27 protein-coding genes and 1 tRNA gene are annotated in these 25,585 nt (G+C 56.6%); 18 read left to right on the top strand and 10 right to left on the bottom strand.

What is annotated here, in order from left to right; genetic code table 11:
- The first annotated feature begins 1 nt into the window (after position 1).
- Entirely contained in the window at positions 2 to 574 is a 573-nt protein-coding gene (gene ilvN / locus EKM04_RS14665) for an acetolactate synthase small subunit (RefSeq protein ID WP_045228882.1), read from the top strand.
- Positions 575 to 708: 134 nt separating this feature from the next.
- On the top strand, positions 709 to 1,017 hold the full coding sequence (locus tag EKM04_RS14660) for a hypothetical protein (protein ID WP_174153460.1): 309 nt from the start codon (positions 709 to 711) through the stop codon (positions 1,015 to 1,017).
- 375 nt (positions 1,018 to 1,392) lie between these two features.
- Here the strand turns inward: EKM04_RS14660 and EKM04_RS14655 are convergent, their stop codons facing one another.
- On the bottom strand, positions 1,393 to 2,238 hold the full coding sequence (locus EKM04_RS14655; protein ID WP_183895552.1) for an aldo/keto reductase: 846 nt from the start codon (positions 2,236 to 2,238) through the stop codon (positions 1,393 to 1,395).
- 215 nt (positions 2,239 to 2,453) lie between these two features.
- Here EKM04_RS14655 and EKM04_RS14650 point away from each other — a divergent pair, with 215 nt between their 5' ends.
- Positions 2,454 to 3,581 carry an ATP-dependent DNA helicase gene (locus tag EKM04_RS14650; protein WP_183895554.1) on the top strand — a complete coding sequence of 376 codons (1,128 nt, stop codon included), beginning with the start codon at positions 2,454 to 2,456 and terminating at the stop codon, positions 3,579 to 3,581.
- Between the two features lie 76 nt (positions 3,582 to 3,657).
- On the opposite strand, the gene EKM04_RS14645 is transcribed toward EKM04_RS14650, so the two are convergent.
- Complete coding sequence (locus EKM04_RS14645; protein ID WP_183895556.1) at positions 3,658 to 4,374, bottom strand: MerR family transcriptional regulator; 717 nt, start codon at positions 4,372 to 4,374, stop codon at positions 3,658 to 3,660.
- A gap of 316 nt (positions 4,375 to 4,690) precedes the next feature.
- Between EKM04_RS14645 and EKM04_RS14640 the strand changes: the two genes are divergently transcribed.
- Both EKM04_RS14640 and EKM04_RS14635 read left to right on the top strand, forming a co-directional pair.
- Entirely contained in the window at positions 4,691 to 5,446 is a 756-nt protein-coding gene (locus EKM04_RS14640) for a pyridoxine 5'-phosphate synthase (protein ID WP_183895558.1), read from the top strand.
- Between the two features lie 78 nt (positions 5,447 to 5,524).
- A complete protein-coding gene (locus tag EKM04_RS14635; RefSeq protein WP_183895560.1) occupies positions 5,525 to 6,790 on the top strand; it encodes an NAD(P)/FAD-dependent oxidoreductase in 1,266 nt (421 codons plus the stop codon).
- Positions 6,791 to 7,044: 254 nt separating this feature from the next.
- Here EKM04_RS14635 and EKM04_RS14630 read toward each other — a convergent pair whose 3' ends face one another.
- Complete coding sequence (locus EKM04_RS14630; RefSeq protein WP_183895562.1) at positions 7,045 to 7,932, bottom strand: SDR family oxidoreductase; 888 nt, start codon at positions 7,930 to 7,932, stop codon at positions 7,045 to 7,047.
- 113 nt (positions 7,933 to 8,045) lie between these two features.
- On the opposite strand from EKM04_RS14630, the gene EKM04_RS14625 reads away from it, so the two are divergent.
- The 6 genes from EKM04_RS14625 (at position 8,046) to EKM04_RS14600 (ending at position 12,726) form a co-directional block, all read left to right on the top strand.
- Complete coding sequence (locus EKM04_RS14625; protein WP_183895564.1) at positions 8,046 to 8,453, top strand: winged helix-turn-helix transcriptional regulator; 408 nt, start codon at positions 8,046 to 8,048, stop codon at positions 8,451 to 8,453.
- Between the two features lie 157 nt (positions 8,454 to 8,610).
- Positions 8,611 to 9,267 (top strand): TetR/AcrR family transcriptional regulator, encoded by a 657-nt coding sequence (locus tag EKM04_RS14620; protein ID WP_174153478.1) that lies wholly within the window; start codon positions 8,611 to 8,613, stop codon positions 9,265 to 9,267.
- Between the two features lie 45 nt (positions 9,268 to 9,312).
- Positions 9,313 to 10,332, top strand: a complete 1,020-nt coding sequence (gene ilvC, locus EKM04_RS14615; RefSeq protein ID WP_183895566.1) for a ketol-acid reductoisomerase — start codon at positions 9,313 to 9,315, stop codon at positions 10,330 to 10,332.
- A gap of 367 nt (positions 10,333 to 10,699) precedes the next feature.
- Entirely contained in the window at positions 10,700 to 11,044 is a 345-nt protein-coding gene (locus EKM04_RS14610) for a helix-turn-helix domain-containing protein (protein WP_183895568.1), read from the top strand.
- A 167-nt stretch (positions 11,045 to 11,211) separates the two neighbouring features.
- On the top strand, positions 11,212 to 11,883 hold the full coding sequence (locus EKM04_RS14605; RefSeq protein ID WP_174153450.1) for a hypothetical protein: 672 nt from the start codon (positions 11,212 to 11,214) through the stop codon (positions 11,881 to 11,883).
- A gap of 123 nt (positions 11,884 to 12,006) precedes the next feature.
- Complete coding sequence (locus tag EKM04_RS14600) at positions 12,007 to 12,726, top strand: hypothetical protein (RefSeq protein ID WP_183895570.1); 720 nt, start codon at positions 12,007 to 12,009, stop codon at positions 12,724 to 12,726.
- 226 nt (positions 12,727 to 12,952) lie between these two features.
- Here the strand turns inward: EKM04_RS14600 and EKM04_RS14595 are convergent, their stop codons facing one another.
- On the bottom strand, positions 12,953 to 13,405 hold the full coding sequence (locus EKM04_RS14595; RefSeq protein ID WP_183895572.1) for an RbsD/FucU family protein: 453 nt from the start codon (positions 13,403 to 13,405) through the stop codon (positions 12,953 to 12,955).
- Positions 13,406 to 13,646: 241 nt separating this feature from the next.
- Between EKM04_RS14595 and EKM04_RS14590 the strand changes: the two genes are divergently transcribed.
- From EKM04_RS14590 to EKM04_RS14565, 6 genes are all read left to right on the top strand, one after another.
- On the top strand, positions 13,647 to 14,891 hold the full coding sequence (locus EKM04_RS14590; RefSeq protein ID WP_183895690.1) for an aminotransferase-like domain-containing protein: 1,245 nt from the start codon (positions 13,647 to 13,649) through the stop codon (positions 14,889 to 14,891).
- Positions 14,892 to 15,049: 158 nt separating this feature from the next.
- On the top strand, positions 15,050 to 15,883 hold the full coding sequence (locus tag EKM04_RS14585) for a PhzF family phenazine biosynthesis protein (RefSeq protein WP_183895574.1): 834 nt from the start codon (positions 15,050 to 15,052) through the stop codon (positions 15,881 to 15,883).
- Between the two features lie 81 nt (positions 15,884 to 15,964).
- The gene (locus EKM04_RS14580) at positions 15,965 to 16,948 is read left to right on the top strand and encodes an ABC transporter substrate-binding protein (RefSeq protein WP_183895576.1); all 984 of its coding nucleotides are present in this window, start codon (positions 15,965 to 15,967) and stop codon (positions 16,946 to 16,948) included.
- 9 nt (positions 16,949 to 16,957) lie between these two features.
- On the top strand, positions 16,958 to 18,652 hold the full coding sequence (locus tag EKM04_RS14575) for an ABC transporter permease (RefSeq protein WP_183895578.1): 1,695 nt from the start codon (positions 16,958 to 16,960) through the stop codon (positions 18,650 to 18,652).
- A complete protein-coding gene (locus EKM04_RS14570; protein WP_183895580.1) occupies positions 18,640 to 19,695 on the top strand; it encodes an ABC transporter ATP-binding protein in 1,056 nt (351 codons plus the stop codon). Before EKM04_RS14575 ends, EKM04_RS14570 begins: the two co-directional genes overlap by 13 nt.
- 28 nt (positions 19,696 to 19,723) lie before the next feature.
- On the top strand, positions 19,724 to 20,833 hold the full coding sequence (locus tag EKM04_RS14565) for an endonuclease/exonuclease/phosphatase family protein (protein ID WP_183895582.1): 1,110 nt from the start codon (positions 19,724 to 19,726) through the stop codon (positions 20,831 to 20,833).
- Between the two features lie 83 nt (positions 20,834 to 20,916).
- Here the strand turns inward: EKM04_RS14565 and EKM04_RS14560 are convergent.
- A tRNA-Thr gene (locus tag EKM04_RS14560) sits at positions 20,917 to 20,992 on the bottom strand.
- Positions 20,993 to 21,095: 103 nt separating this feature from the next.
- On the bottom strand, positions 21,096 to 21,449 hold the full coding sequence (locus EKM04_RS14555) for a nuclear transport factor 2 family protein (RefSeq protein WP_183895584.1): 354 nt from the start codon (positions 21,447 to 21,449) through the stop codon (positions 21,096 to 21,098).
- A 363-nt stretch (positions 21,450 to 21,812) separates the two neighbouring features.
- Between EKM04_RS14555 and EKM04_RS14550 the strand changes: the two genes are divergently transcribed.
- Positions 21,813 to 22,415: a J domain-containing protein gene (locus tag EKM04_RS14550; RefSeq protein WP_174153440.1), complete on the top strand. Its 603-nt coding sequence runs from the start codon at positions 21,813 to 21,815 to the stop codon at positions 22,413 to 22,415.
- On the opposite strand, the gene EKM04_RS14545 is transcribed toward EKM04_RS14550, so the two are convergent.
- The 4 genes from EKM04_RS14545 to hemB form a co-directional block, all read right to left on the bottom strand.
- Positions 22,416 to 22,997 (bottom strand): DUF922 domain-containing Zn-dependent protease, encoded by a 582-nt coding sequence (locus EKM04_RS14545; protein ID WP_412762965.1) that lies wholly within the window; start codon positions 22,995 to 22,997, stop codon positions 22,416 to 22,418.
- 39 nt (positions 22,998 to 23,036) lie between these two features.
- Positions 23,037 to 23,810, bottom strand: coding sequence for an arginyltransferase (locus EKM04_RS14540; RefSeq protein ID WP_174153438.1), 774 nt, complete (start codon positions 23,808 to 23,810; stop codon positions 23,037 to 23,039).
- 149 nt (positions 23,811 to 23,959) lie between these two features.
- The gene (locus EKM04_RS14535) at positions 23,960 to 24,418 is read right to left on the bottom strand and encodes an RDD family protein (RefSeq protein ID WP_183895586.1); all 459 of its coding nucleotides are present in this window, start codon (positions 24,416 to 24,418) and stop codon (positions 23,960 to 23,962) included.
- A 66-nt stretch (positions 24,419 to 24,484) separates the two neighbouring features.
- A complete protein-coding gene (gene hemB / locus EKM04_RS14530; protein ID WP_183895588.1) occupies positions 24,485 to 25,498 on the bottom strand; it encodes a porphobilinogen synthase in 1,014 nt (337 codons plus the stop codon).
- Positions 25,499 to 25,585 lie beyond the last annotated feature (87 nt).

The raw sequence follows: 25,585 nt of genomic DNA, 5'->3' as shown, positions 1-25,585 counted from the left end.
TATGAACGCACATCTACAGCCCACCGGTTCGGCCTACTTCATTCAGAAGGAAACGGAAACCGTTGAAAACCACACGCTATCGGTCCTCGTCGCCAATGAGCCGGGCGTTCTCGCCCGCGTCATCGGCCTGTTTTCTGGTCGCGGCTACAACATCGAGAGCCTGACCGTTTCGGAAACGGAGCACGAATCGCACCTGTCGCGCATCACGATTGTGACGCGCGGTACGCCGGGTGTGCTGGAGCAGATCAAGGCGCAGCTGGAACGGATCGTTCCGGTTCACCGCGTCGTAGATCTCACGGTTCGCGCCCGCCAGAACGGCCAGGATCGCCCGATCGAGCGTGAAGTCGCTCTCATCAAGGTGGCCGGACGTGGCGAAGACCGTGCCGAAACGCTGCGCTTGGCGGACGCTTTCCACGCCAAGGTGGTCGATGCGACACTGGAGCATTTCATCTTCGAAATCACCGGCAAGTCGTCCAAGATCGATCAGTTCCTGACGATTATCAAACCGCTGGGCCTCATCGAAGTTTGCCGAACAGGCATTGCTGCGATGAACAGGGGACCGCAGGGGATGTAAAATCCGCCCGATGGATCAGTGCGAGAAAGCCCGCGGCTTTAGTCGCGGGTTTTTTTGTCGTTATGGGTTGAGCGGGGCCTCACATGCGGACTATTTGTGAGTTGGTCAGACAGCTGTAGCCTGAGAGTACCTCGTTGAAAGAAAATTTCATCATATGCGCCAGCGTCGCGATCCTGCTCGCGATTTGCCTTCAACTCGTCATGTTTATCCGACTCGCGCGCCGTAAAGACTTTGGTCCGTTATGGGAAAACGATTTGTTTTCGCAGAAAAACGACATCGCCGTGAACCGCCTCCAGCTGAAAATCCGAATTTTTGGTGAAGAAATCAAAGCATATTTTTCGACAGTCGTTGGACGCTGCCATATCGCCATTTTTGTTGCTTTCGCTCTCACAGCGTTGGTTTTTGCCATTGCATCTGGACAAGCGCCCGAGGCAACACAATGAACCGAAAATCAAAAGAGGCATGGGCGTTGTATTGTCGGAGTTATCTTCTAACGGTAGGGCTGTTGTTGATGGCTGGTTCCGCTTTCACACTCCACCTCGTCTCCAGCGGCTCGATCATCTTGCCTTGGTGGGGTCTCTCTTTGGTCGGCGGCTTATTGTCGGGTGGAGCAGCCCTGATCGGGGTCGGCTTGTGGGGTAGCCATGCGCGTGTAGATAAATGGGCCAACGCAGCTTCCACGCATGAAGCGAGCATCATTTTGATGATCATATCGTATCCGGCTTATGTCGTGGTTAAAAGGTTTTACAGCACGCGATGAGGCCTGATTGCCTCGCTGGCGAACCCGAATCAAAAAAGCGTTGCAAGCAACTGAAAAATCAGATCATTTCCAACGGGACTTTTGAATTCGGCGGAGGAAATTCCGCGTCGAGGGCCGTCCAGTCTTCGTCGCTGATCTCAAGCTCGCTTGCACCCCGATTTTCGGTCACGCGGTCGGGGTTTGAGGATTTCGGGATTGGCATAACACCGTCGCGCTCCAGAAGGAATGCCAGTGCGATCTGCGCAGGGGTTGCCTGATAGGCCTTGGCGATGCGGATGAGTTCGTGGTTGGAGAGAATGCGGCCTTGCTCAATGGGTGAATAGGCCATGATTGGCACGCCGTGGCTCTGACACCAAGGTAGCAGATCGTATTCCGGCCCGCGACGGGACAGGTTGTAGAGCACCTGGTTGGCCGCACAGTTTTTGCCGCCCGGTATGGAGAAAAGGTCCTCCATATCGTCGACATCGAAATTGGAAACGCCCCAGTCCCTGATCTTTCCATCCGCCTTCAGCTTTTCAAATGCATCAACGGTTTCTTCCAACGGATACGAGCCGCGCCAGTGCAGAAGGTAGAGGTCCAGATGGTCTGTTCCCAGCCGTCTCAGACTTCTCTCGCAAGCCTTGATGGTGCCCTGAGCGGAGGCGTTGGCTGGGTGGACCTTGCTCACGAGGAAGACATCGCCACGCACAGATTTGATTGCCGTGCCAACGATCTCTTCAGAGCCTCCGTCGGCGTATGTTTCCGCCGTATCAACCACGGCCATCCCAAGCTCAATAGCTTTGCGAATGCTGGCTATGTCCTGTGAGGCGTCGCCGGGTCGTTCGCCCATGTTCCAGGTTCCGATCCCCAAGGCGGGAATGCTCAGTCCAGAGAGGAGAGTGACCGTTGGAATGTCATCGTGCATGTGATCGCTCCGGTTTTCGGCTGCCTGTGACAGTCTAACGGCGTGGGTGCCATGGTCGATCCATCAAAAGTTACGGGTATTCGGTTCTATTCCATGGTCCAGGCATTCTGCAGGGTCGCGTCGTTTTGACTATGCGGCGATCCTATCGCAGTGCTCCATTCTTTGTCTGTTCTTTTTCAGTTGCGCTCCAGGCTCGAATCCTGCGAAGAGAGCGGATGCAATTTTCACCGCAACAGGATGAAGCCCTGAAGGCTGTTTCGCGCTGGCTGAAGGAAGGCCGCACGCCGGTCTTCCGGCTGTTTGGCTATGCTGGCACGGGGAAGACGACGCTTGCGAAACATTTTGCCGAGAATGTCGATGGCGAAGTGCTGTTTGCCGCGTTCACGGGCAAGGCCGCGCAGGTCCTGCGCTCACGCGGAGCGACGAATGCCCGTACGATCCATTCGCTGATCTACCGTCCGCGCGGCGAAGAGGCGGTAGAGAATGAAGAAACGGGCAAGACATCCATCGCACCGATGTTTTCCATCAACCGCCAGAGCCCACTCGCGAAGGCGGCTCTGATTATCATTGATGAGTGCTCCATGGTGGACGAGGCGCTTGGCCGAGACCTGATGAGCTTCAGCACGCCGATTTTGGTTCTCGGTGATCCCGGTCAGTTGCCGCCGGTATCCGGTGGCGGGTTCTTTACGGATCAGGAGCCTGATTTCCTTCTTTCGGAAATTCACCGCCAGGCAAAAGATAATCCCATCATCCAGCTTGCCATGGACGTTCGCGAAGGTAAGGAGATCATGCGTGGTGATTATGGTTCTGCGCAGGTCATTTCCAAGAACGAGGTTACTCAAGGTCTGGTGCTGGATGCGGACCAGGTTCTGGTTGGCACCAACCGCACGCGCCGCCGTTATAACCAGCGCCTGCGTGAGCTGAAGGGCTTTAGTGCGGATTATCCGCAATCCGGCGACAAGCTCGTCTGCCTTCGCAACGATCCAGCCAAAGGATTGCTCAATGGCTCTCTCTGGCAGGTGATGAGTTCGTCGCGCGAGACCGTGAAACCGGGCATCAACCTGATGATCCGGCCAGAAGATGACGATATGGATCGCGGGGCTTCCAAGATAAAGCTTTTGAAGGCCGCGTTCGAGGAGCCGGACGCCGAGATACCATGGACGACACGCAAGCGTTACGACGAGTTCGATTACGGTTATGCGTTGACTGTTCACAAGGCTCAGGGTTCGCAGTGGAACAACGTCGTCCTGTTTGACGAAAGTTTTGCGTTCCGCGATTCTCGCGAACGGTGGCTTTACACTGCCATTACGCGTGCGGCCGAGACATTGACGATCGTTCGGTAAAGACAGAAGCGCCCGACGTCATCTTGCGATGAGTGCCGGGCGCTCTGTCTTGGGATCTATACGTGAACGGCCGAGCTTATGGCTGAGCGTCTTGTCCCGCGTCATTTGTGATCACGCCCAGCATGAATGCTTTGGCAACGGCCTGAAAGCGATTGTTGGCGCTGAGTTTTTCCATGATGCCGGATTCCAGATTTTGCAATTCAAGAGCCGAAAGTCCCAGCGTACGGGAAAGTCTGACCGGCGCATAGCCTTCTGCCATGAGCTCCAAACATTGCTGTTCCAACTCATTCAGCTGAACATCGTCTTGCCCATCCTGATCGAAATCGGCATCGGTCTGTGCGACATCCGTCACCAGAATGTCGCTGATCTGCTGGATTTGTCGACGCACCGTCGAGATTTCAGAGGCCAACTCGGCCTTACGCGCTGCAAGCACGTCCTGAAAGATCGTATCGGCTGCTTCCTGAGAGGGAGCATCAGTCAACTTCTGCATGATATCTTGAATAGACGCGACGGGAATGCCGATCTCGCGGCAGAAGTTGATAACGGCCATACGGTGTACATCGTGATGCGAGTAAATTCTCATCAGGCCCGCGCGGCGTGAGGAAATGATCGCTTTTTCTTCGTAAAAATGCAGTGTGCGGTGCGTAACGCCAAACATACTCGCCATGTCTGCTATTGCCACCGGCTCCGGCGGCAGCGGCGATGGCATTGCCACGTCGGGAAGAAAGCCTTTGCAGGCAGCCTGGGGGGCAGCCCATGTCGCAGACTTTTTCGGTTCTTCCTTTTCGCGCATTGGTCTTGCTCTCCATCGCGCCTCGTTTCGCGCCCTGCCTGGAATAGACCTTCGCGATGGCAACTCCTCCTTCAGCAGCTCTTCAAGCCCTGTTTCTGAGGATGATACGTCGAAGTTGGAATGTGTGTTGAGAAGTGTCTCTGAAAAGAAATAATCGTTCGCCATAAATAAATCCCCGGACCCCAATAGCCCGGCAAACACGCAGCCACGTGTTTGGTTCCATCGATTTTAAAATATTTTTTGCATATCGCTTGCGGACGGCGTGATAGTACAGGAAACAGAAATGTTTCCAGTCCAACGCAAGCGGTAATCACTCATGCCAGCTACACTTTCGGTCAATCTCAACGCCATCGCCATGTTGCGCAATCGCCGTGATCTGCCCTGGCCAGATGTTGCTCATTTCGGTCGTATAGCGCTCGCGGCAGGCGCGGGAGGCTTGACGGTTCACCCGCGCCCGGACCAGCGACACATTCGGTTTTCCGATCTGCCCGTCTTGCGCGCCCTGATCGATGATGAGTTTCCGCAGGCCGAGTTCAACATCGAGGGTTATCCATCCGAAGATTTCCTGCTTTTGTGCGAGGAAGCTCAACCCGAACAGGTCACGCTGGTGCCTGATGATCCATCGCAAGCGACCTCTGATCACGGTTGGGACTTTCGAAAGCACGCCACGTTTTTAAAAGAGACCGTGGCGCGGCTGACGGCAGGCGGTATGCGTGTTTCGCTGTTTGCGGACGGTGATGGGGACAAGGACGCAGTTCAGCTCGCGGCGGATACGCGTGCGGCACGTATCGAGCTTTATACCGGTCCCTATGGCGGGTGTTACGATAGTCCGGAGATGGCGCAGATATGGCTGGAAAAACTGGGTACAACTGCCGATCACGCCAAAGCTCTTGGGCTGGAGGTCAATGCCGGTCACGATCTGACCGTTGCCAACATGCCAGCACTGATTGACCGCATTCCCTATCTCAGAGAGGTTTCCATCGGCCATGGTCTCACGGCTGATGCGCTGGAGTTCGGAATGGCGGAAACGGTACGGCGTTTTTGTGGCGCCTGCGGTCAGCCTAATTCATAACACCCATCCATTTTTACCCTTATATTGCAGGCCGCGCATGAACTGCGCGGCCAATTGATTCTGAGAAGGGCATTTTTCATGCAGGAGCATCACGTCGTCGTTGTTGGGGGAGGCTTTGGCGGACTGCAAGTCGTTCACGGGCTGAAGGGCGTACCGGTTCGCATCACTCTGATTGATCGCCGCAACCACCACCTGTTCCAGCCGTTGCTTTATCAGGTTGCGACCACGGCGCTTGCCACATCCGAGATCGCCTGGCCAATCCGGCGGCTGTATCGCGACCGACCCGAAGTGACCACGCTTTTGTCGGAAGTCGGCGGCATCGATCGCCAGAAGCGGGCCGTGATTCTAAAATCCGGTGACACCATTTCCTTCGACACGCTGGTGCTCGCTACCGGTGCACGCCATGCCTATTTCGGCAATGACGCCTGGGAAAAGCATGCGCCTGGTTTGAAGACGCTGGAGGATGCCACGACCATCCGCCGCCGCCTTCTGCTGGCTTTCGAGCGTGCCGAACTCGCGGCAACGGAAGAGGAAAAGCAGGCTCACCTGACATTTGTTGTCATTGGTGCCGGTCCGACGGGCGTCGAGATGGCGGGTATGATTGCGGAACTCGCGCACAAAGCCCTGCCACCCGAGTTTCGAAACGTCGATACGCGAAAGACGCGGGTTCTGTTGGTCGAGGCGGGACAACGGGTGCTGCCCGCTTTTACTGAAGATCTTTCCGCCTACAGCAAGCGCGCCTTGGAAAAGCTTGGCGTCGAGGTTCTGCTCGGCACTCCAGTTTCGGCCTGTACAGAAGAAGGTGTTAAGATTGGCGAGCACTTTACGCCTGCCCGCACCATGATCTGGGCCGCCGGTGTTCAGGCGTCGCCCGCTGCAAAGTGGCTGGAGACGACAGCTGACAGGGCAGGTCGAGCGGAAGTCAGCCCGCAACTCAACATTCCCAGTGATCCCAATATTTTTGTGATCGGTGATACGGCATCCGTTACCCAAGACAACGGAAAACCTGTGCCGGGTGTTGCGCCTGCGGCCAAGCAGCAAGGTGCTTATGTGGCCGAGGTTATTGCCGCTCGTCTTGCGGGAAAGACGGACCATCCTCCATTCCATTACCGCCACCAGGGCAATCTCGCAACGATCGGCAAAAGTGCGGCGGTCGCGGATTTTGGCAGAATCAAGCTGACAGGTGTTCTGGCATGGTGGATATGGGGCCTTGCCCATATCTATTTTCTCATTGGCACGCGCTCACGACTTGCCGTGGCGTGGAGCTGGCTCTGGATTTATCTGAGCGGCCAGCACAGTGCGCGGTTGATTACACAGAAAGAAACGCTGAAGGACGAGGGGTGAGGTTGGGTCGCCGTGTGCCGTAACGATGGGAGACGGCCAAGCCGCACAGGCAAATGGGTCGTCCGTTTCAACCAAATGGATGGGTACGACATCCCCGCGCCAGGGTGAAAGGTGATTGGCCTGAGAGGACCTCGAGATACGCTCTACGCCAATCACCGCTGTCCTGCCGGAAACCTGCTCCGGCAGAATGTTTCCCTTTGACGAGACAACGCTCCGAGGCTGTCGGGCAGCCTCCGCAAGCCCTTGCAATCTCATCAAGCCGAGAGAAGCGCGGCCTTGTGTGCCTTGAAAAATGCCTCAGATGTCTGCGGCTTTTCGCCCGTCAGTGTTTCGTAATCGCTGGTGACGAGATCGAAGTTGCCAGCCGCGATGTTGGCGTCGGCTGATGCCAGCATTTCGGCAACGAAGCCGGGAAGACCAGCGCCCTCGATGCCCTTTTGCAGATCACCGGGTGATACCTTGATGACTGCCAATGGCTTGTCGGCGACCTGCGATATGATGGCGCCGATCTCGTCGGCATTGAGCGATTGCGGGCCGGTTACGGTGTAAGTCTTGTTTTCGGCCTTACCCTTGGCCAGTGCGGCGGCGGCCGCACGGGCGCACTCGTCGCGTGAGAGGTTGGAAACCTTTCCGTCACCCATGGCCGTAAACCACTGGCCGCTTGCCAGGTTGTGCGGCATGGCGTGAAGGTAGTTGTCGTTATACCAGGCGTTACGGATGATTGTGTAAGGCAGGCCGCTGGCCTTGATGGCTTCCTCGGTGCCGAGATGGTCAGGTGCGAATGTGACCAGGGATTTGTCCGGGTTTGGCATGGAAGTGTAGGCGAGGTGCTTGACGCCTGCCTTGGCAGCGGCGGCGACAGCTGCCTTGTGCTGTGTCAGACGCTGGCCGGCAACGGCAAGTGCATCCGTCGAAATGAGAAGCACGGTGTCGATGCCAGCAAAGGCGTTGTCGAGTGAATGGGCGTCATCGAAATCAGCGGTGCGGGTTTCGACACCCTTGGCGGCAAGTGCTGAAAGCTTGGTCGTGTTGCGGCTGGCAGCGACGATGTCGGATGCAGGAACCCCGTAGGTTTCCAAGAGGTGCCGAATAACAGCCTGTCCCAGTTGGCCGGAGGCGCCGGTTACGAGAATCTTGCTCATCGATATTTCCTTTTCCTTATGGTCTCAAAAAGAGAGTAGGGATAGAATAAGAATTGACGAGCTGCTGTAAAGAAGGCATTTTTATTGCTGTACGTTACCAAAAGGGAACCACCATGAGTGCGACGATTTCCAGACTGAAGCCGACAGCATCTGCCCCACGGCCCGACTTCCGCAATCTGGATTTCGGTAATTGCCCGGTGCGCGACCTTCTTAACCAGATCAGTGGCAAGTGGTCTACTCTGCTGCTGCAGGCCTTGGCCGATAGGCCTTACCGCTTCGGCGAGTTGCGTCGCATGGTGCCAGATATTTCGCAACGCATGTTGACGCAGACATTGCGCGACCTCCAGCGCGATGGTTACATTCATCGAGAGGTTTTCGCCACCAAACCACCGAGTGTGGAATACAGCATGACGCCGCTTGGGCGCTCACTTTACAGTCCTCTGTCTGAGGTCATCAAATGGGCGCTGGAAAACCATGAGGCGGTCAAGACTGCGCGCCAGCATTTCGAGGCGGAAGCCTGAGGGCCTCCGACTTAACCCTATTTTTGCCGACCCTCATATTGCGGCGCGTCAATTCTTTCGTCTTCCTCGAAAAAACTCTTGACCCTTTTCTCTGCCACCCTTAAACAGCATTCGAACCGTACCGTACGGTACATTTTGGGTAGAGGGAGTGGACAAGGTGGGAACCGATCCGATCACAGCGCAGGAATTTTCGCCGCGCCAGAACGCCGTTCTGGAACAGGCGTTGCGTCTTCTGGTCGAGGGCGGGGAAAAAGCGCTGACCACTTCCGGTCTGGCGCGTGCCGCCAATTGTTCCAAAGAGAGCCTCTACAAGTGGTTTGGAGATCGGGACGGTCTGCTGGCGGCGATGATCACGTTTCAACAGAGCAAGGTTCGCACGTTTGAAAAGGCGGGTGACCGCGTTTCCGCTGCGCAGTTGACTGACCATCTCGAAGTCTTTGCCCATGATCTTCTCGATGTTCTGGCGGGCGATGTCTCGCTGGCGTTGAATCGCCTTGCCATCGGACAGGCAAGCCGCGATGGATCAAAGCTTGGTAACCTCCTTCTGGAGCGTGGTCGCCGCCAGATCGACAAGCGGTCGCGTGGGCTCATCGAGGCCGGTCGCCGCTCCGGTTATCTGCGCTTTGATGATCTTGAAGACGCCTATCGCAGTTTTTATGGCCTGATCGTATCCGACCTGCATGTGCGCATGCTGCTCGGTGAAGCGCAGCAGGCTAAGGATTTTTCCGTCCGGGCACGCAAGGCCGTTGCGGCCTTTCTGACGCTCTACGGCACGGAAAAAATACATTCGGAAATGGGCGGAAAGGTCGCCTGAATTCCGGTCTAAACACCGTTAAATATCCAAGGAAGGACTACCGAAATGCGCGTCTATTACGATCGTGATGCCGATCTCAATCTCATCAAGGCGAAGAATGTCGCCATCGTCGGTTATGGTTCACAGGGCCGGGCGCATGCGCTCAACCTGAAAGACAGCGGTCAGACGAATATCGTCATCGCTTTGAAGGCCGGGTCGGGCACCATCAAGAAGGCTGAGGCCGATGGCTTCAAGGTCATGACCGTTGCAGAAGCAGCAAAGTGGGCAGACCTCTTGATGATGGCAACGCCTGACGAACTTCAGGCCGACATCTACAAGGCAGACATTGCCGACAACATCCGCGATGGTGCCGCGATTGCGTTCGCGCATGGCCTCAACGTCCACTTCGGCCTCATCGAGCCAAAGTCGTCGCTCGACGTCGTCATGATCGCCCCGAAGGGCCCAGGCCATACGGTCCGCGGCGAATACCAGAAGGGCGGCGGCGTTCCTTGCCTCGTTGCCGTTCACCAGAACGCATCCGGCAACGCACTTGAGGTGGCTCTGTCCTACGCCTGCGGCGTTGGCGGCGGTCGCTCCGGCATCATCGAAACCAACTTCCGCGAAGAGTGCGAAACCGACCTCTTCGGCGAACAGGTCGTTCTGTGTGGCGGTCTCGTCGAGCTGATCCGCGCCGGTTTCGAAACGCTGACCGAAGCTGGTTACGCACCAGAAATGGCCTATTTCGAGTGCCTGCACGAAGTGAAGCTGATCGTGGATCTGATCTACGAAGGCGGCATCGCCAACATGAACTACTCGATTTCCAACACTGCCGAGTGGGGCGAATACGTCACCGGTCCTCGCATCATCACTTCCGAAACAAAGGCCGAAATGAAGCGCGTTCTGACCGACATCCAGACCGGCAAGTTCACGTCCGACTGGATGCAGGAATACCGTGCCGGTGGCTCGCGCTTCAAGGGCATTCGCCGCATGAACGACACCCACCAGATCGAGGAAGTCGGCGCCAAGTTGCGTGGCATGATGCCTTGGATCGGCAAGAACAAGCTGGTCGACAAGGCCGTGAACTAAATCTTCTGGTCTCACTTCGATTTGGGTTTCGAGTAAGCCCAGTCGATGATGAACGCGAAAGAGTATCAAATGCCCGCAAAGCTTCGCTTTTGCGGGCATTTTTTTGTTCGTTATCCTGAAAGCCGATGTGACGGCTGTCTCTCAGCAGAATGTATGACGTGTGAGGCAGGCCGTTTGTAACATTCGGATGAACAGCGCCAGCTGATTTTCCGTTCGGGTCGACAACGGCGGGGAAAAGTTCAAAGAAAACAACGGGTACCACAACCAAGTGCAACTAAGAGTAAAGTAAATGCTCTTTATGCGTGACTTATTCTTCAGATACAACTAAAGAGTGTTTACTTAAATTAGAGTAAGCAGGAGTTGCGTCATGGCGAATGATTTGGAAAGAGGCAAGCGCATTCGCGAGGCCATCACCCGAAGCCACATTCGCAAGGTGCACGCCGTCGCTGCTGAACTCGATGTCTCCGTTGCTGCGGTGTCCCGCTGGCAGAACGGTGGTCACACCTCGCTGGAAAGTGCCTGTTCTCTCGCCACGCTGCTCGATGTTTCTCTTGATTGGCTACTGCTGGGGCGTGGCACGATGGACTGGCACAGGAACAATTCGATCTCGGCCCTTGAGATGCGATGGATCCTGTTGCTTCGCAGCAGATCCGCAACGGTTCAGACGCGACTGCTGGCCTTGCTCGAAGCGATCCCGGCGGAGCGATTATGACGCTGAGGTTAAACTTAGGGGCAATATCACGCTCAGCTAAACAACTTAAGATTGTTTCTACGAATTGGTTTGTACATATTCGTCTCAGGGTTGTTTATGTGAGTGGGTAAAGCGTTCTTCACAACCAGCATCCCTGTTTCACTCCAAACTTTTGAGGATAGTTGCCCATGTCTACTCTACTGACCATCAACGTGAAGAACTACGAGCCACAGACACAGAATTTCTACTTCTTCCAGCAACCCGCTATCTATACCGGCGGTGGGGCCGTGTACTCCAACAGCCTGTTTTCTCAGTCGTTGGGAAATTACGACCAAACCGGTGCAATCTTGACGTTCGAAGTGAATATGCAGTTCTATGCGGGCATTCAACAGGCAAACACCCCGCCTCAGGTCGGTGCTTCCTCCGGCTTTGCATCCGCAAGCCGCCCTATCGATCTCGCGCCTGCCGCTGGGGCTTCCGGTTCGCCAAACGATCTTACAACGGCGACGGTCGCGCCTGTGGGTCTTTCCGTGCCGACGAATGGTCCCGGTATTCAGCCCGGCGCGTTTCGTGTCGCAACGCCGAGCTTCACCTCTCCACCGTACTTCAACGTCGGCTCAGCCGTTGCCGTCAATGGTGGAATCATTCTGTCGAACTTCGTGCAGGCTGACCCGATGGGCTACACCGATTGCCAACCGATCCTCAAATATTACGTCCAGACAGGTTCCTACACGCCGGGCAGCGTGATGAATTTCACGCAATCCAGCATTAACGCCGCCATTGCCGATTTCACGGGCGGCTACACGACATGCAATGTGAGCCTTCTGGCGAATGGTAACTGGAGCGCTCAGCTTCAGTAGGCGTTGTGCGCCAACGGTTGACGAGCGGCTACCCCCAAGTGCGTCAACCGTATGTGCCACACAGTCTGTCCGCTGCATGATGGCGGCGGGCAGACTTCGTCCCCAACCGGATCGTGGACCGCTATGACAAGTTTGCACTACAAGATTATCGTCAGAAACCTTTCACCGCGTCTGCAGCATTTCCATGTCTTCCAGAAGAGGGCGGAATTCCAGTCCTCCTCAACAATCGCTTCGATTTCATCGAGCAGCATCGGCTGCCGAGCTGTCGACGAGTTTTCGAGCACCGGTTCCGAGATCAGCTTTGAACTCGGCAGGCAAATCTACGCCGGCGCCGTCAGTACCGCTCCCGGAACGACAGTGCCACAACCCGCGACCTTTGCCGTGGAAAACGAAGCCCGATGGCCAATCAACACAGTACGGGCAATACGACGGGTCGAACTCACGTCGACAAAGTCGACAAACGCGCTCAACAGCTCGGTTCTCAGTCTCAACCCACTTGGACTGTCGCATCCGATCTACAGCCCAGAAATTGCGGCAGGAGCATTCGGGGTCAATCTTCCGCCTTACGATCCGTCTCCTTTTCCGGAGCTTTGCTGGGGTGTGGCGGCCTTGAGTGCGGAAGGGTGCATCATGCTTTCCAGCTACATTACGCCTCCACCCAACAGCATGGTCACGTGTTCACCGCAACAGGTCTTCTTCGTCAAGACGGGCTTTGTGCCCGACGGAGACGCCATTTTTTATGATGAAAGTCATGCCGCACGCTGCGATTTTACGACGGGACTGAGAAAGATCTTGGTCAACTACAACGCAGACGGAACCTTCTCCACGTCAGATATTCCATAGTCCGTTGATCTTGTCTGACTGGCGGATGCTGCATTCAGCCGCTGGGCGCTGACTTTGAAAACATATGCGGAGAGCGACGCAAGGTCGCTAACGCCTCACCGGTTCCGATGCCACATCCCGTCGGTCAACGCTCCTCGCGTGGCGGGGAGTGCCCGTCTCCCCAACCACGGCATGTGTCGTTATCTGGAACTGAAACAGTTTTTACGTCAACGGGAACCAATCCGGGCTAAGCGGTCGGCGCAATCACGCCCTTCGTCAGGATGAAGCAGCCATAAAACCGCGTCTCACCGGTCGTAATCACGCAATAGGCATCTTTCGCCTGCTCGTAGAAGGCAAAGCGCTCGATGCCGTACATCGGGGCTGATGTGCCTTCTGCGGCGTCGATTTCCTTTTGCACTTCTGCCTGCACCGGCTCGATCTGCTCCGGAGCGCCCATGACTTCCATGCGTCCGACGGAGGGTTGGATCGGGGTGTCCAGGGGGAGGACGGAGAGGATGGCTTTGATGGCACGGGCGGCGGAAATATTTTCCATGCGCAAGACCTGACCAACAACGGTGTGCTGGGCTATGCTGTCGGAGGGGAAGTTGGTGTCGGTTATGACCAGCCTGTCAGCATGGCCCATGGCGCGCAGGGCGTGCAGCACATCGGCATTGAGAGCCGGGTCGATATTCTTGAGCATTTGATGTTCTCCTCCATGGGTCAAATCGTTTTGCTGGCAATCGAACCTTAAAACACGTCGGCGTCAATCCATGGCAAGGTTGATTGTAGACTCTCGTGCCAGCATGTATGCGTATGCGGCCTTTGGGAGACCGCACGGAAATTCTGGAAAACCGTACCAAAACACGATAAGTCAGCATTGCTGACCTATTGCGTCTTTGATACATCTGTGCGCAGAAAAAAACATGAGAGGAAACGAACCCATGCTGGATTGGGAACAGATTTTCGCCACACGCTCTTTGCGCATGAAGGCGTCTGAAATTCGTGAATTGCTGAAGCTGCTGGAGCAGCCGGATATCATTTCCTTTGCCGGTGGCATTCCGGATCCTGCGCTGTTTCCTGACCAGGAATTCAAGCAGGCCTATGCGGATATCTTTTCCGGTCCGCAGGTCAACGCTGCCCTGCAATATTCCGTCAGCGAAGGCTACAAGCCGTTGCGCGAGTGGATCGTCAAGGACATGGAAAAGATCGGCATCGAATGCTCGGTCGATAACGTGTTCATCACATCGGGGTCGCAGCAGGCCCTTGACTATCTTGGCAAGCTGTTCCTGTCGCCCAACGATACGGCACTGGTGACGTGGCCGACCTATCTCGGTGCCCTCTCGGCCTTCAACGCCTATGAGCCGACCTATGATCAGTTGAATCCGAACGGCAACCGCACGCCGCAGACCTACCGCGACAACGCTACCAAGGCTGGTGGCTCGGTGAAATTCGCCTATCTCTCGGCGGATTTCTCCAATCCAACCGGCGAGACGGTGGATCTGGCAAGCCGCAAGAAATTGCTGGAACTGGCCGACGAGCTGGATATCGCTGTTCTGGAAGACGGTGCATATCAGAACCTGCGTTTTGACGGCGAGCCGATCACGCCAATTCTGGCGTTGGATATCGCTCGCAGCGGCGGTATCGAAAAGACCCGCACGATCTATTCCGGTAGCTTCTCCAAGACACTGGCCCCGGGCCTGCGTGTCGGCTTTGTGGTTGCTGCCATGCCAGTCATTCGCAAGCTGGTTTTGATGAAGCAGGCGGCAGACCTCCACTCCTCGACCATCAACCAGATGGCGATCGAGCACGTCGCATCGCGCGGCTTCGACAAGCAGGTGGCGAAAATCAAGGCCGCTTACAGTGCGCGTCGTGATGCGATGCTGGCTGCTCTCGATAAGTACATGCCGAAATTCGCCAGCTGGACGAAGCCTGAAGGCGGCATGTTTGTCTGGGTGACGCTGCCTGAAGGTATGGATGGTGCAGAATTGCTGGCCAAATCGCTGTCCACGGAACGCGTTGCCTTTGTTCCCGGCAAGGCGTTTTTCGCCGACGGTTCTGGCGCGAACACGCTGCGCATCAGCTTCTCCTGCGCCAACGAGCAGATGATTGATGAAGGCATCAAACGTCTCGGTCGTCTGATTGCCAGTGCGGAGACGACATCCAACGCGACGATGCCGCTGGTGTAAATTGCGAGCCATAACTTTGGCTCCCAACGTCTCCGTCATCCTCGGGCTTGTCCCACGAATCTTACACACGCCAACATCAAACTTGGTCAGATCCTCGGGACACGCCCGAGGATGGCTAACATTTTGCATTTCTTGTTTTTAGCGAAGAGGTTTTCTTCATGTCGAGCAGCCACGCATTTCAACAGGTAGACGTCTTTTCTGCCCAGCCGTTGAAAGGCAACCCGCTTGCCGTCGTCTGCGATGCGGATGGCCTTTCGGATGCGCAGATGGCGGACTTTGCGAATTGGACGAACCTGAGTGAAACGACGTTTCTGTTGAAACCCACATCTGGCGATGCCGATTATCGGGTCCGGATTTTTACCCCGCATGGGGAGCTGCCATTCGCAGGTCATCCAACGCTTGGCACCTGTCATGTCTGGCTGTCCCGTCAGGGTAAAACTGACAGGACGGAGGTGGTTCAGGAATGTGAGGCCGGGCTGGTTCGGATCAGGGTCTCGGACGGAAAGCTGGCGTTTGCAGCACCACCTTTGCGCAAATCCGGCCCGGTCGATACGGACACGCTCGACCACGTGCTTGCCGGGCTTGGTCTGTCGTCAGATGCGGTTGTCGATTCCAGCTGGACGGATAACGGTCCCGGCTGGGTATCGCTGTTGCTGCGATCGCGACAGGATGTTTTGAACGTCAAACCGATTTATCCCGTCCTTGGCGGCTTGAAAGTCGGCATAGCAGCCCCTTGCAGCGCTCATGATACGATCGAGGCAGATTTCGAGCTCAGAGCCTTTGCGGATGGCTATGAAGATCCGGTCACCGGCAGTCTGAATGCTGGTATCGCGCAATGGCTGATCGGCAAAGGCATCGCACCTGTCAGCTACGTCGCGAGCCAGGGCACGGTTCTTGGCCGGGCAGGGCGCGTCAGTGTCGACAAGATTGGCGATGATATCTGGATCGGTGGAGCGGTAACGCTGCTGATAAAGGGTACGGTGACATTGTAATCGGCGTCTGAAAGCTTCCTGTCACATACATGTTATGGACATGTGTTTTAGCGGTGTCACATACCAACAGGAACTCCATTCATGAAAACGCTTGTTTCGGCTTTCACCGCCATCGTTTCGCTCGGTATTATGGTCGGCGGAGCGCACGCCGCTGATCTGGTGCTGTACACCAGCCAGCCGAATGAGGATGCTCAGGCCACCGTCGATGGTTTCAAGGCCGCCAATCCCGGCATCGATATCGAGTGGGTGCGGGACGGAACACCGAAGATCATGGCGAAGCTGATGGCGGAAATCGAGGCGGGCAATGCTGCGGCCGACGTTCTGCTGATTGCCGACACGGTGACGCTGGAGCGTATGAAGCAGGCCAAGCAGTTGCTGGCCTATAAATCGCCGGAGGCTGCCCATTTCGATGCCGCCCTTTATGATGCTGATGGCTATTATTATTCCACAAAGCTCATCACCACCGGCATCATGTACAATACGCAAGCTGCAATGAAGCCGACGAGCTGGAAGGATCTGGAGAAGCCGGAAGCCAAGGGCCTTGTCACCATGCCAAGCCCGCTGACCTCGGGTGCCGCTCTCATCCATACGCAGACGTTGGCCGGTGCCGGTAGCCTCGGCTGGGATTATTACAAGGCGCTGAAGGCCAATGGCGCGATTGCCGCTGGCGGTAATGGTGCAGTTTTGAAGTCGGTCGCTTCCGGCGAGAAAGCTTACGGCATCGTCGTCGATTACATGCCGATCCGTGAGAAAGCCAAGGGCGCACCGGTTGAGTTCGTCTTCCCGGAAGAGGGCGTTTCGGCCGTGACCGAGCCAGTCGGTATTCTCGCCCATACCAAACATGCCGATGCGGCCAAGTTGTTCGTGGATTACGTTTTGTCGGCCAAAGGCCAAGAAGGCTTCGTCAAACTCGGCTACATTCCGGCCCGCAACGACGTTGCCCTGCCAGAGGGTTTCCCTGCGCGCGACAAGATCAAGGTTCTGCCGATCAACGCGCCAGAAGCATTGAAGAATTCCGAGAAGGACCTGAAAACCTTCTCCGATATTTTCGACTCCAAGGGCTGATGCAGCTTCATGCAAACGGTTTCGAACAGTGGAAACAGCCAGCCTCGCTGGCTGTTTCCCTTTGTTGTTTCAGTCGTCTTTCTGCTCAGCGCACTGCCGCTCGGGCGGCTGGCCTATACCGGCATTCTCTCGTCACTCAAAGGTGACATGTGGCCACTGCTGAGCGACCCGGCCTTGTGGCAGGCCGGGCTCAATACGCTCTCCACTTCGTTTTTCGGGATGGTCATTTCACTGGCGATCGGGTCTGGTTTCGCCTTGGCGCTGACGCTGTGCGATATCAGGGCCAAGTCGGCTCTGAGTTTTCTTTTCATGCTGCCGATGATGATCCCGCCGCAGGTGACAGCATTGTCGTGGATCGGCATGACGGGTCCATCCAGCACGCTTTTGAAAGCCATCGGCCTTGCGCCGCCTTTGGGTTCGCCGCAGCCGCTCTATTCCATCAGCGGCATTGCCTTGCTCTTGGGCGTGCAGCATGCGCCGCTGGTTTACCTGTCCCTGCGCGCCGGGCTGCTGGCGTTGCCACAGGACGGTATCGAGGCGGCGAAACTTTCCGGCGCGTCCTCCTGGCAGGTGCTCAAGCACATCATCCTGCCATTGGCCATGCCGGGACTGATCGCTGGTGCTGCCATTTCATTCGTTTCCGGTGTGGGCAATTTCGGCATTCCGGCCATTCTCGGGATTCCCGCATCCATCTTCACGTTGCCAACGCTGATCTACAGCCGCTTTGCCAGCTTCGGTACCAGCACCTTCGGCGATATTGCCATGCTCTCAGGCATGATCGCCATCATCTCCGTTCTTGGTCTTGCCATTCAGGAACGGGCAATGAAGGGTCGCGATTACCGCATTATTGGCCTGTCCGGCAAGGCTGCGACTTTCACGCTCGGGCCATGGTGCGGGCTGGCGGAAACAGCACTGTGGCTCGGCATTTTCTTCATGCTGGTGGCTCCGCTCATGGCGTTGATCTCCAGTTCCCTTGCTCCTGCTTACGGCGTGCCCCTAACCACGAAGACGGCAACGCTGCATGCCTATGAGGAAATTCTGTTCCGGCAGGCGGTCACGCGCACGGCCTTTGCCAATTCCCTGTTTCTGGCAACCGCCACATCACTATGTCTGCTGGCGGTGACGGTGTTGACGGCCTATTTTCTGGTGCGCGGCAAAAGCCGTTTCATGTTCCTCCTCTCGGCGCTGGTGGACATTCCCTATGCGCTTCCCGGCGTGGTCATTTCGGTGTCCTATGTTCTTTTGTTTGCCGCCCCCATCCCGCTGCTTGGCGTGACGCTGTACGGCACGCTGTGGATCATTCTGCTGGCCTATTTCTCCTCCTTCTTCGCCGTCAGCCTGAAGCCGATGGTCTCAGCCTTCACGCAGTTCGACCCGGCGCTGGAAGAGGCCGCACGGCTGGCCGGAGCAGGCTTCTGGCGTCGGATGTTCGATATCATCCTGCCGCTGGTCGGGCCTGCTGCGGGCGCTTCCGTCATTTTGGTGTTTCTCATTGCCTGCAACGAGTTGACGGTGTCGGCACTGCTTTGGTCTGCCGGAACGCAGACGCTGGGCGTCGTGATCTACAATCTCGATGACAGCGGTAGTTTCAATCTCGCCTCCGCTCTGTCCGTTCTGGTGGTGGCCATGGTGGTCGTTCTCATGCTGCTTCTGGAAGTGCTGGGCCGAAAACTGCCGAAGGGAGTCGTACCGTGGCGAAACTGATCCTCAACCGTCTGTCCAAGAGCTTCGGCGGCGCAAAACCCGCAGTGGACGATGTCTCCATTACCATTCGCGAAGGAGGCTTCCTGGCGCTGCTCGGCCCTTCCGGTTGCGGCAAGACGACGGTCCTGCGGATGATCGCCGGTTTCGAGCAACCGACGGATGGCTCCATCCTGTTAGGCGAACGGGTGCTGGCCGATGCCGGAAGCATGGTGCCACCGGAGCGCCGCAACATGGCGATGGTGTTCCAGTCCTACGCGCTGTGGCCGCATATGACGGTGGCGGAGAATGCCGGCTACCCGCTGAAAGTGCGCGGGATCAGCGGTGAACGTTACCATGCCAAGGTGGCAGATGCTTTGGCGACGGTGCGGCTTGCGGCCTATGCGGACCGCCGCCCATCCGAGCTTTCCGGCGGCCAGAGACAGCGCGTGGCGTTGGCGCGCTGCCTTGTCACCGCACCCGACGTGGTGTTGCTGGACGAGCCGCTGGCCAATCTCGACCGTCACCTGCGCCAGGAAATGGAAGAAACGTTTCGCGAATTCCACGCCACATCGGGGGCGACCATGGTCTATGTCACCCATGACCAAGCCGAGGCCATGGCACTCGCAACCGATGTGGCCGTCATGTCCGAGGGCAAGCTGTTACAAATGGCAGCGCCCGCCGACCTCTATGCGCGCCCGGAAGGAAAGCTTGTCGGCGGTCTCGTGGGGCAGGGCGCTATCCTCTCCCTGACCTTGCCGGAGACCGCACCACGGTCGATGGACTGGAGCGTGTTGAGGGAGGTCTTCATTGGCAACGTCTCAACGTCACCGCCAGGTGACGTTCTGGTGCGTCCGCAGGATGTGATCCAAGATGCCGAAGGCATTCCGTGCCGTGTCACGACCATTCTCTACGAAGGCGAACGTTACGCTTTGCGGCTGACGTTGCCGGACGGGCAGATGCTGCGCGCCTATTCCCGTGAGCCTGCCGCTATCGGAGCGTTGTTTCCCGTCATCATCCGCTCGGCGTGGCGCCTCTCAGCTTGCCGTGATGCGAGAAACGGATAGTCTGGCGGCGACCAACAGGGAATGCACCATGTCGCTGCGGCTTGCCACGTTCAATATCGAAAACCTGATGACGCGTTTCGATTACACCGGCTTTCGCAACCAGACGCGGCGAGACCGTGCGATGCAGCTTTTCGATGTTCGTGATGAGGCAACCTATCAGGCGCTGGAAAGCGCGCGCATGCTGGCATCGACCGATGATACCCGCCAGCTTTCCGCGCTGGCCATCGCTGATGCCGATGCGGACATTCTTTGCTTGCAGGAAGTCGATAATATGGCGGCCCTTCAGGCCTTCGAATATGGCTACCTCTACCGCATGGTGGGCAATGGCTATCGTCAGAAATATCTGGTGGAAGGCAATGATGGTCGCGGCATCGATGTCGCCGTCATCATGCGCGAGGAAACGCTGGATGGTGAAAAGATTGAGCTTGTCGAGATCAAAAGCCACGCAACGCTGACGTACCGCGAGCTCGAGCTGTTTACGCCGGAACTGTCGCTGACGAACCGCATCGACGACAAGATTTTCAAACGGGATTGTCTGGAGCTCGACCTGCGGATCGGCGGCAAGCCGTTCACGTTGTATGTGACGCATCTGAAATCCATGACCAATGCCCGTGAGGCGGGCGATGCCCGGCTTTCCACCATGCCCATCCGCGAAGCAGAGATCCGCGCCATCCGTCGCATTATCGAAAACCGCTTCGGAGCGGACAAGACCCGCTCCGTGAACTTCGCCATCTGCGGCGACATGAACGACTACCAGGAACGCGTGGCCATCTCCGGCAACCGCCGCACCGGCTACAGCTTCACGCCGATGACCGAAGAACGCAGCGCGCTCGATGTTCTCAGCAAGGACGGTTTCGCCATCAACCCGATGCTCCGCCGCGATGTGATGGACCGCTGGACGCTCTACCACTCACGCGGACCACAGGAACAGCATCTCTGCCAGCTCGACTACATCTGGCTCTCATCGCATCTTTCCGAGATCAACGCCCACCATATCCCAGAAATCATCCGCGCCGGCCAACCCTACCGAACGATATTTCCGCCGGGGCAAGATGTGGCACGCTATCCCCGCACAGGCTGGGACCGCCCCAAGGCGTCTGATCATTGTCCGGTGGTCATGACGCTGGATCTGGGGTGACGCGTCGGATGCGGAACCCGCGCTGTCGCGCAAGCCTATCGCGGCTGCGCTAAAATGATCATTTCAAATTTGAAAGAGAAAACTGGTGCCCCCGACAAGGTTCGAACTCGTGACCCCCTGATTACAAATCAGGTGCTCTACCAACTGAGCTACAAGGGCAATCCAGTGGGGGTGGAATTACCAGATTCTCTCGTGGTGTAAAGTGGAAATTTCATTGGTCCGAAGAAAAAGTTCTGAAACTGCGGTTTGTCGCTGGCTCCGCTTATCCGTTGAGATAATAGAGACGGTGTATGATGGTCCAGTTTTTGTCGCGTTGTAGCAGCGATAGATATTCGCAGAAGTCCATGCCGGCGAGGCGCGTCGTGAGTTTGACGGAAGCGGTGTCGCCGGTCTGGTCGATGCCGAGAATTTGCAATTGTGGCGGGTTGTCAGTCTGTCCTTGGTCGGATGAGCGGATCTGATGGATAAAATCTTCGAGAGACAGCCAGTCTGTCGCACCCTCATAGTTTCCTACGATGTTGGCGCGCGGATCGAACACGGCGCGCAGCAAGCTCGCATCTCCATCGGTCATTGCCTGCACGTAATCAGTGACGGTCTGCGTGATCGTTTCTGCCATGGTGTTCTCCCTTTCTCCCCACAGTGAAATTTAAGGTACAACACGTTTTAGCAATAGACCATAACCCTTTTGACACCGATGTTTAACCTGGTGGTTGGGTCATTTTTCGGTTCGTGACGAGGCCGTTTCCGCTTCTCCTCCCCATGTTTGTTTTCCCGGTTTTGATCCTCGCCATGCCATCGACAAATTTGCGGGCAATGGCGTGTCAAGACTGGTCAAAGCGCAAGCGCCTGCGTTGTTTTGCGTTCAAAACCTTGATGAAGGGGTGCCTTGAGCGATGAAAATTTCGTATGGTCCCTAGGTCGCCAAACCCGCTCGTTGCGGGTGGGAGCTGTTTTGAAGAATGCGGATACAGGTGTTTCGGTGATCGATCCTTATGTTTTGCTGGGTGTTGAGCGCGATGCCGATGAGGCAGCGATCAAGTCTGCTTATCGCAGGGTGGCCAAAAGCGCTCACCCCGACAGTGGCGGGGATGCCGAGCAATTCGAAAAGCTGCAACTGGCCTATGACCTGTTGAAAGACCCTGTTCGGCGCAAGGTATTCGACGATACCGGATATGATCCGCAACTGGCGGACGCCAAGGATCTCAAGGGCTTGCTGATGCTGGAAACGCTGGTCAACGAATTCATTCTGGATGAGCGCGAGCCTGGCAGCTTCGATCCGGTGGCCGCCATGCGCCGCAAGCTGACCGATGATATCTTGAAGAGCCGCTTTCATATCCTGGAACTGGAGCGCCATCGCGCGCGCGTCCGCAAGCACATGGACCGGCTCGGCCGCAAGCCTGAGACCGACGTCCTAGGCTCGATGTTGCGGGCGCGCAGCCAGTCGATCGCTGATGCCATTCGTAACGCGGAGACGCAGATCGACGTCATCGAGCAGGCCTACACGATGCTGGAAGGCTATTCCTACGAGCTTGAAACCGCCATTCTGGCCGAACCCGTGCTGAAAGGCGAGGCGGCTGAATAATCAGGGGCCATTCACAAGTGCCAGAATCAGCTGGTGCACTGCGCCGCCGTTCGAGAGTTCGTCCTTGTCGAAATCCCGGCCACGCTGGCGTTGTTCATTGGACAGTTCGCCCAAACGCTGTTGCAAGACGTCGCGGACTCTCTGGCATTTGGGATCGTTTTCGGCGCGCAGGCCCACGCTGAAGGCTTCAATCTTTTTTACCATTTCGAGAATATGCGCCCCGTGCACCCGCTCGTGTTTTTCAACGCCGGAGATGAAACGCTGCCAGCTTGCGGCAACCTCGGGCGCAAGTTTGGCCGGTGCTTTTGGCCAGGTGTAAATGATGGTGAGGTTGGGCCGCGCCGTTGCCAAAACGCATGCGCCATCCGGCTGGGGTCTGTAATCACGCCGCCATGTCAGCTTGAAGGTTGTATGCGCAACAGCCTGAACGCCAGCCTGCGGGCCGCGTTCGCCAATGGACTCGTAGAGTGCAAAGCCCGTGTTGCCGCTGACGGTGTAGGTCTTTATCTGTTCGCTTGGGCGCCAGTCGGTTTGGGCTTGCGCGGATGCTGCCAGCAAGACAAGCGAACCTGCCGCGAGAATGGTGTGAAATCGTATCTGCACGCGGTTTCCTGCTTGTCTTTACGGTGTTTGAGGCGAGCTCGTCTCCGGCTCGTACAGTTCCCAGCCCCGCGGCGTCAGATGTTCCTGAGGATGGTAGCGGGTCTTGTAGCCCATCTTATCTGAACCATCGACCCAATAGCCAAGGTAAACGTGGGGCAGACCAAGTGACCGTGTTCTCGATATGTGATCAATGATGAGGAAGGTCCCAAGCGAACGCTTTTCGAAATCGGGATTGAAGAAGGAATAGACCATCGAAAGGCCGTCGCTCATCGTGTCTGTCAACGCAACAGCAACAAGTTCACCCCGCTTTGTCTCATCGATGCCGTAGCCCGGCTCGCGCTTGCGATACTCGATGATGCGGGTGTTGACGTGGGTGTCTTCCACCATTACGGCGTAATCCAGTGCCGACATATCCGACATGCCGCCGGACTGGTGGCGTCGGTCAAGATAGCGACGGAAGAGGGAAAATTGCTCGGTTGACGGCTCGGACTGATGAACGGTCGCGACAAGATCGCTATTGAGGCTCATCACACGCCGCATGGATTTCGTCGGCGTGAACCCATCTACCAGAATACGCACAGAGACACACGCACGGCATGTCTCGCAGGCGGGACGATATGCAATGTTTTGGGACCGGCGAAAGCCGCCTTGGGTCAGAAGATCGTTCATCTCAGCAGCGCGCGGACCGACGAGATGGGTAAACACCTTGCGTTCTTGCTGGCCGGGCAAATAGGGGCAGGTGGCAGGCGCGGTCAGATAAAATTGCGGAGACGGTGTTGCTTGCGTGTTCATCGAACCCTGATCGCTCCCTTCTCCAGCCATCGGCCCTCAAACTGTCGTCAAGCCTCCGTGCCAGAATGACAAAAAGATGCGAAACGTCAACTGCCGCGCGTGCGCTACACGTCAATTTGCAGACACCCGCGGCGGCTTTTATTTGAATTTTAGATTGTTCTTACGATAACGGTGCCGAGCAGGAAGTCGTGCAGCAGGCGCGAGCGTTCCGTAAACAGACCGGCCAGCAAAATGAACGGCGTGAGGACGGAATTTATGATCCAGAAGAGCGCGATGTGCACGGTCGCCAACAGAAAATCAATTCGCCTTCCGTTCGTCCGCGCCATGGCAATTCCCGCTGCCCGCATGCCCGGTGTTGCCTGAGCTGAACTGCCAAGCGTCATGCCGAAATAAAGCACCGCAACGATGACGAAGATGGCGGGGAAGAGCATGAATCCCAGGCCCAGTGTCAGTACACCGAGGAAAAAGATGATCACAGCCGCCGGAATGCAGAGAAGCGCCACGATGATGTAATCGAGGATGAAGGCGAAGGCGCGACGGCTCAGCACGCCGTTATAGGCGCGCCAGTCTTCTGTGGGGACGTATGTTGCATTCGGGTCGAGTGTCATCGACGTGTTTCTCCTGTTCGGGAAATAATATGGTGTTGAAACCGCCGAATGCAATAATCCGCCGCTTCAACCCTTGGCGAGTTTCTTGGCAGCCTCAATGGCGAAATAGGTGAGAATGCCATCGCAGCCGGCGCGTTTGAAGCATAGAAGAGTTTCCATCATCACCCGGTCGCCATCGATCCAGCCATTCATGGCCGCCGCCTTGATCTGCGTGTACTCGCCCGAAACCTGATAGGCAAAGGTCGGCAGGCCGAAAGCGTCCTTCAGGCGCCAGCAGATATCGAGATAGGGCAGGCCGGGTTTGACCATCAGCATGTCTGCACCTTCCTCAACGTCAAGCGCTGCGTCTCGCATCGCTTCCATGCCGTTGGCGGGGCTGATGTAATAGCTGTTCTTGTCGCCTTTCAGCAGTCCACTGGTGGAAATGGCTTCGCGATAGGGCCCATAGAAGCCGGAGGAAAATTTCGTGGCGTAAGACATGATGCCGACATCCTGATGGCCTGCGGCATCCAGCCCGCGACGGATGGCGCCGATCCGCCCGTCCATCATTTCAGACGGTGAGATGATGTCGGAGCCTGCATCTGCCTGGATGATCGCGGCCTCGACGACCTGATCCACCGTCTCGTCGTTGACGATGATGTCGCCACGCAAGATGCCGTCATGTCCATGGCTGGTGAAGGGATCCAGAGCGACATCGGTTATCAGGCCGATATTCGGTACGGCTTTCTTGACGGCAATGGTCGCCTGATTGATGAGGTTGTCAGCTTTCAGAACCTGCGATCCGGTTTCGTCACGCAATGCCAGATCGATATTGGGAAATGTTGCGATCGCCGGCACACCAAGGTCGGCGGCTTCTTTGGCTGCCTCGACCAACCGGTCCACACTCATGCGGCTCACGCCGGGCATGGCCGGAATGGGCTCGATGATGTTGGTGCCAGGCACGATGAAAACGGGCCAGATCAGATCATCGACGGTCAGGATGTTTTCCCGCACCATGCGGCGGGTCCAGTCTGCCTTGCGATTTCTGCGCATGCGGCGGTGGCCGGTCATATGGTCTACGAGATGTGTCTTATCGCTCATTGTGATGTCCTTCCAAGTCGATTTCGACATAACACACTGGATGCAATGTGCGAATGCGACAGATCGTTACGGGTTTTGACAACTCCT

The organism is Rhizobium skierniewicense Ch11 (assembly GCF_023757665.1).
GTDB lineage: Bacteria > Pseudomonadota > Alphaproteobacteria > Rhizobiales > Rhizobiaceae > Agrobacterium > Agrobacterium skierniewicense.
This window is presented reverse-complemented; position numbering and strand designations above follow the sequence as displayed.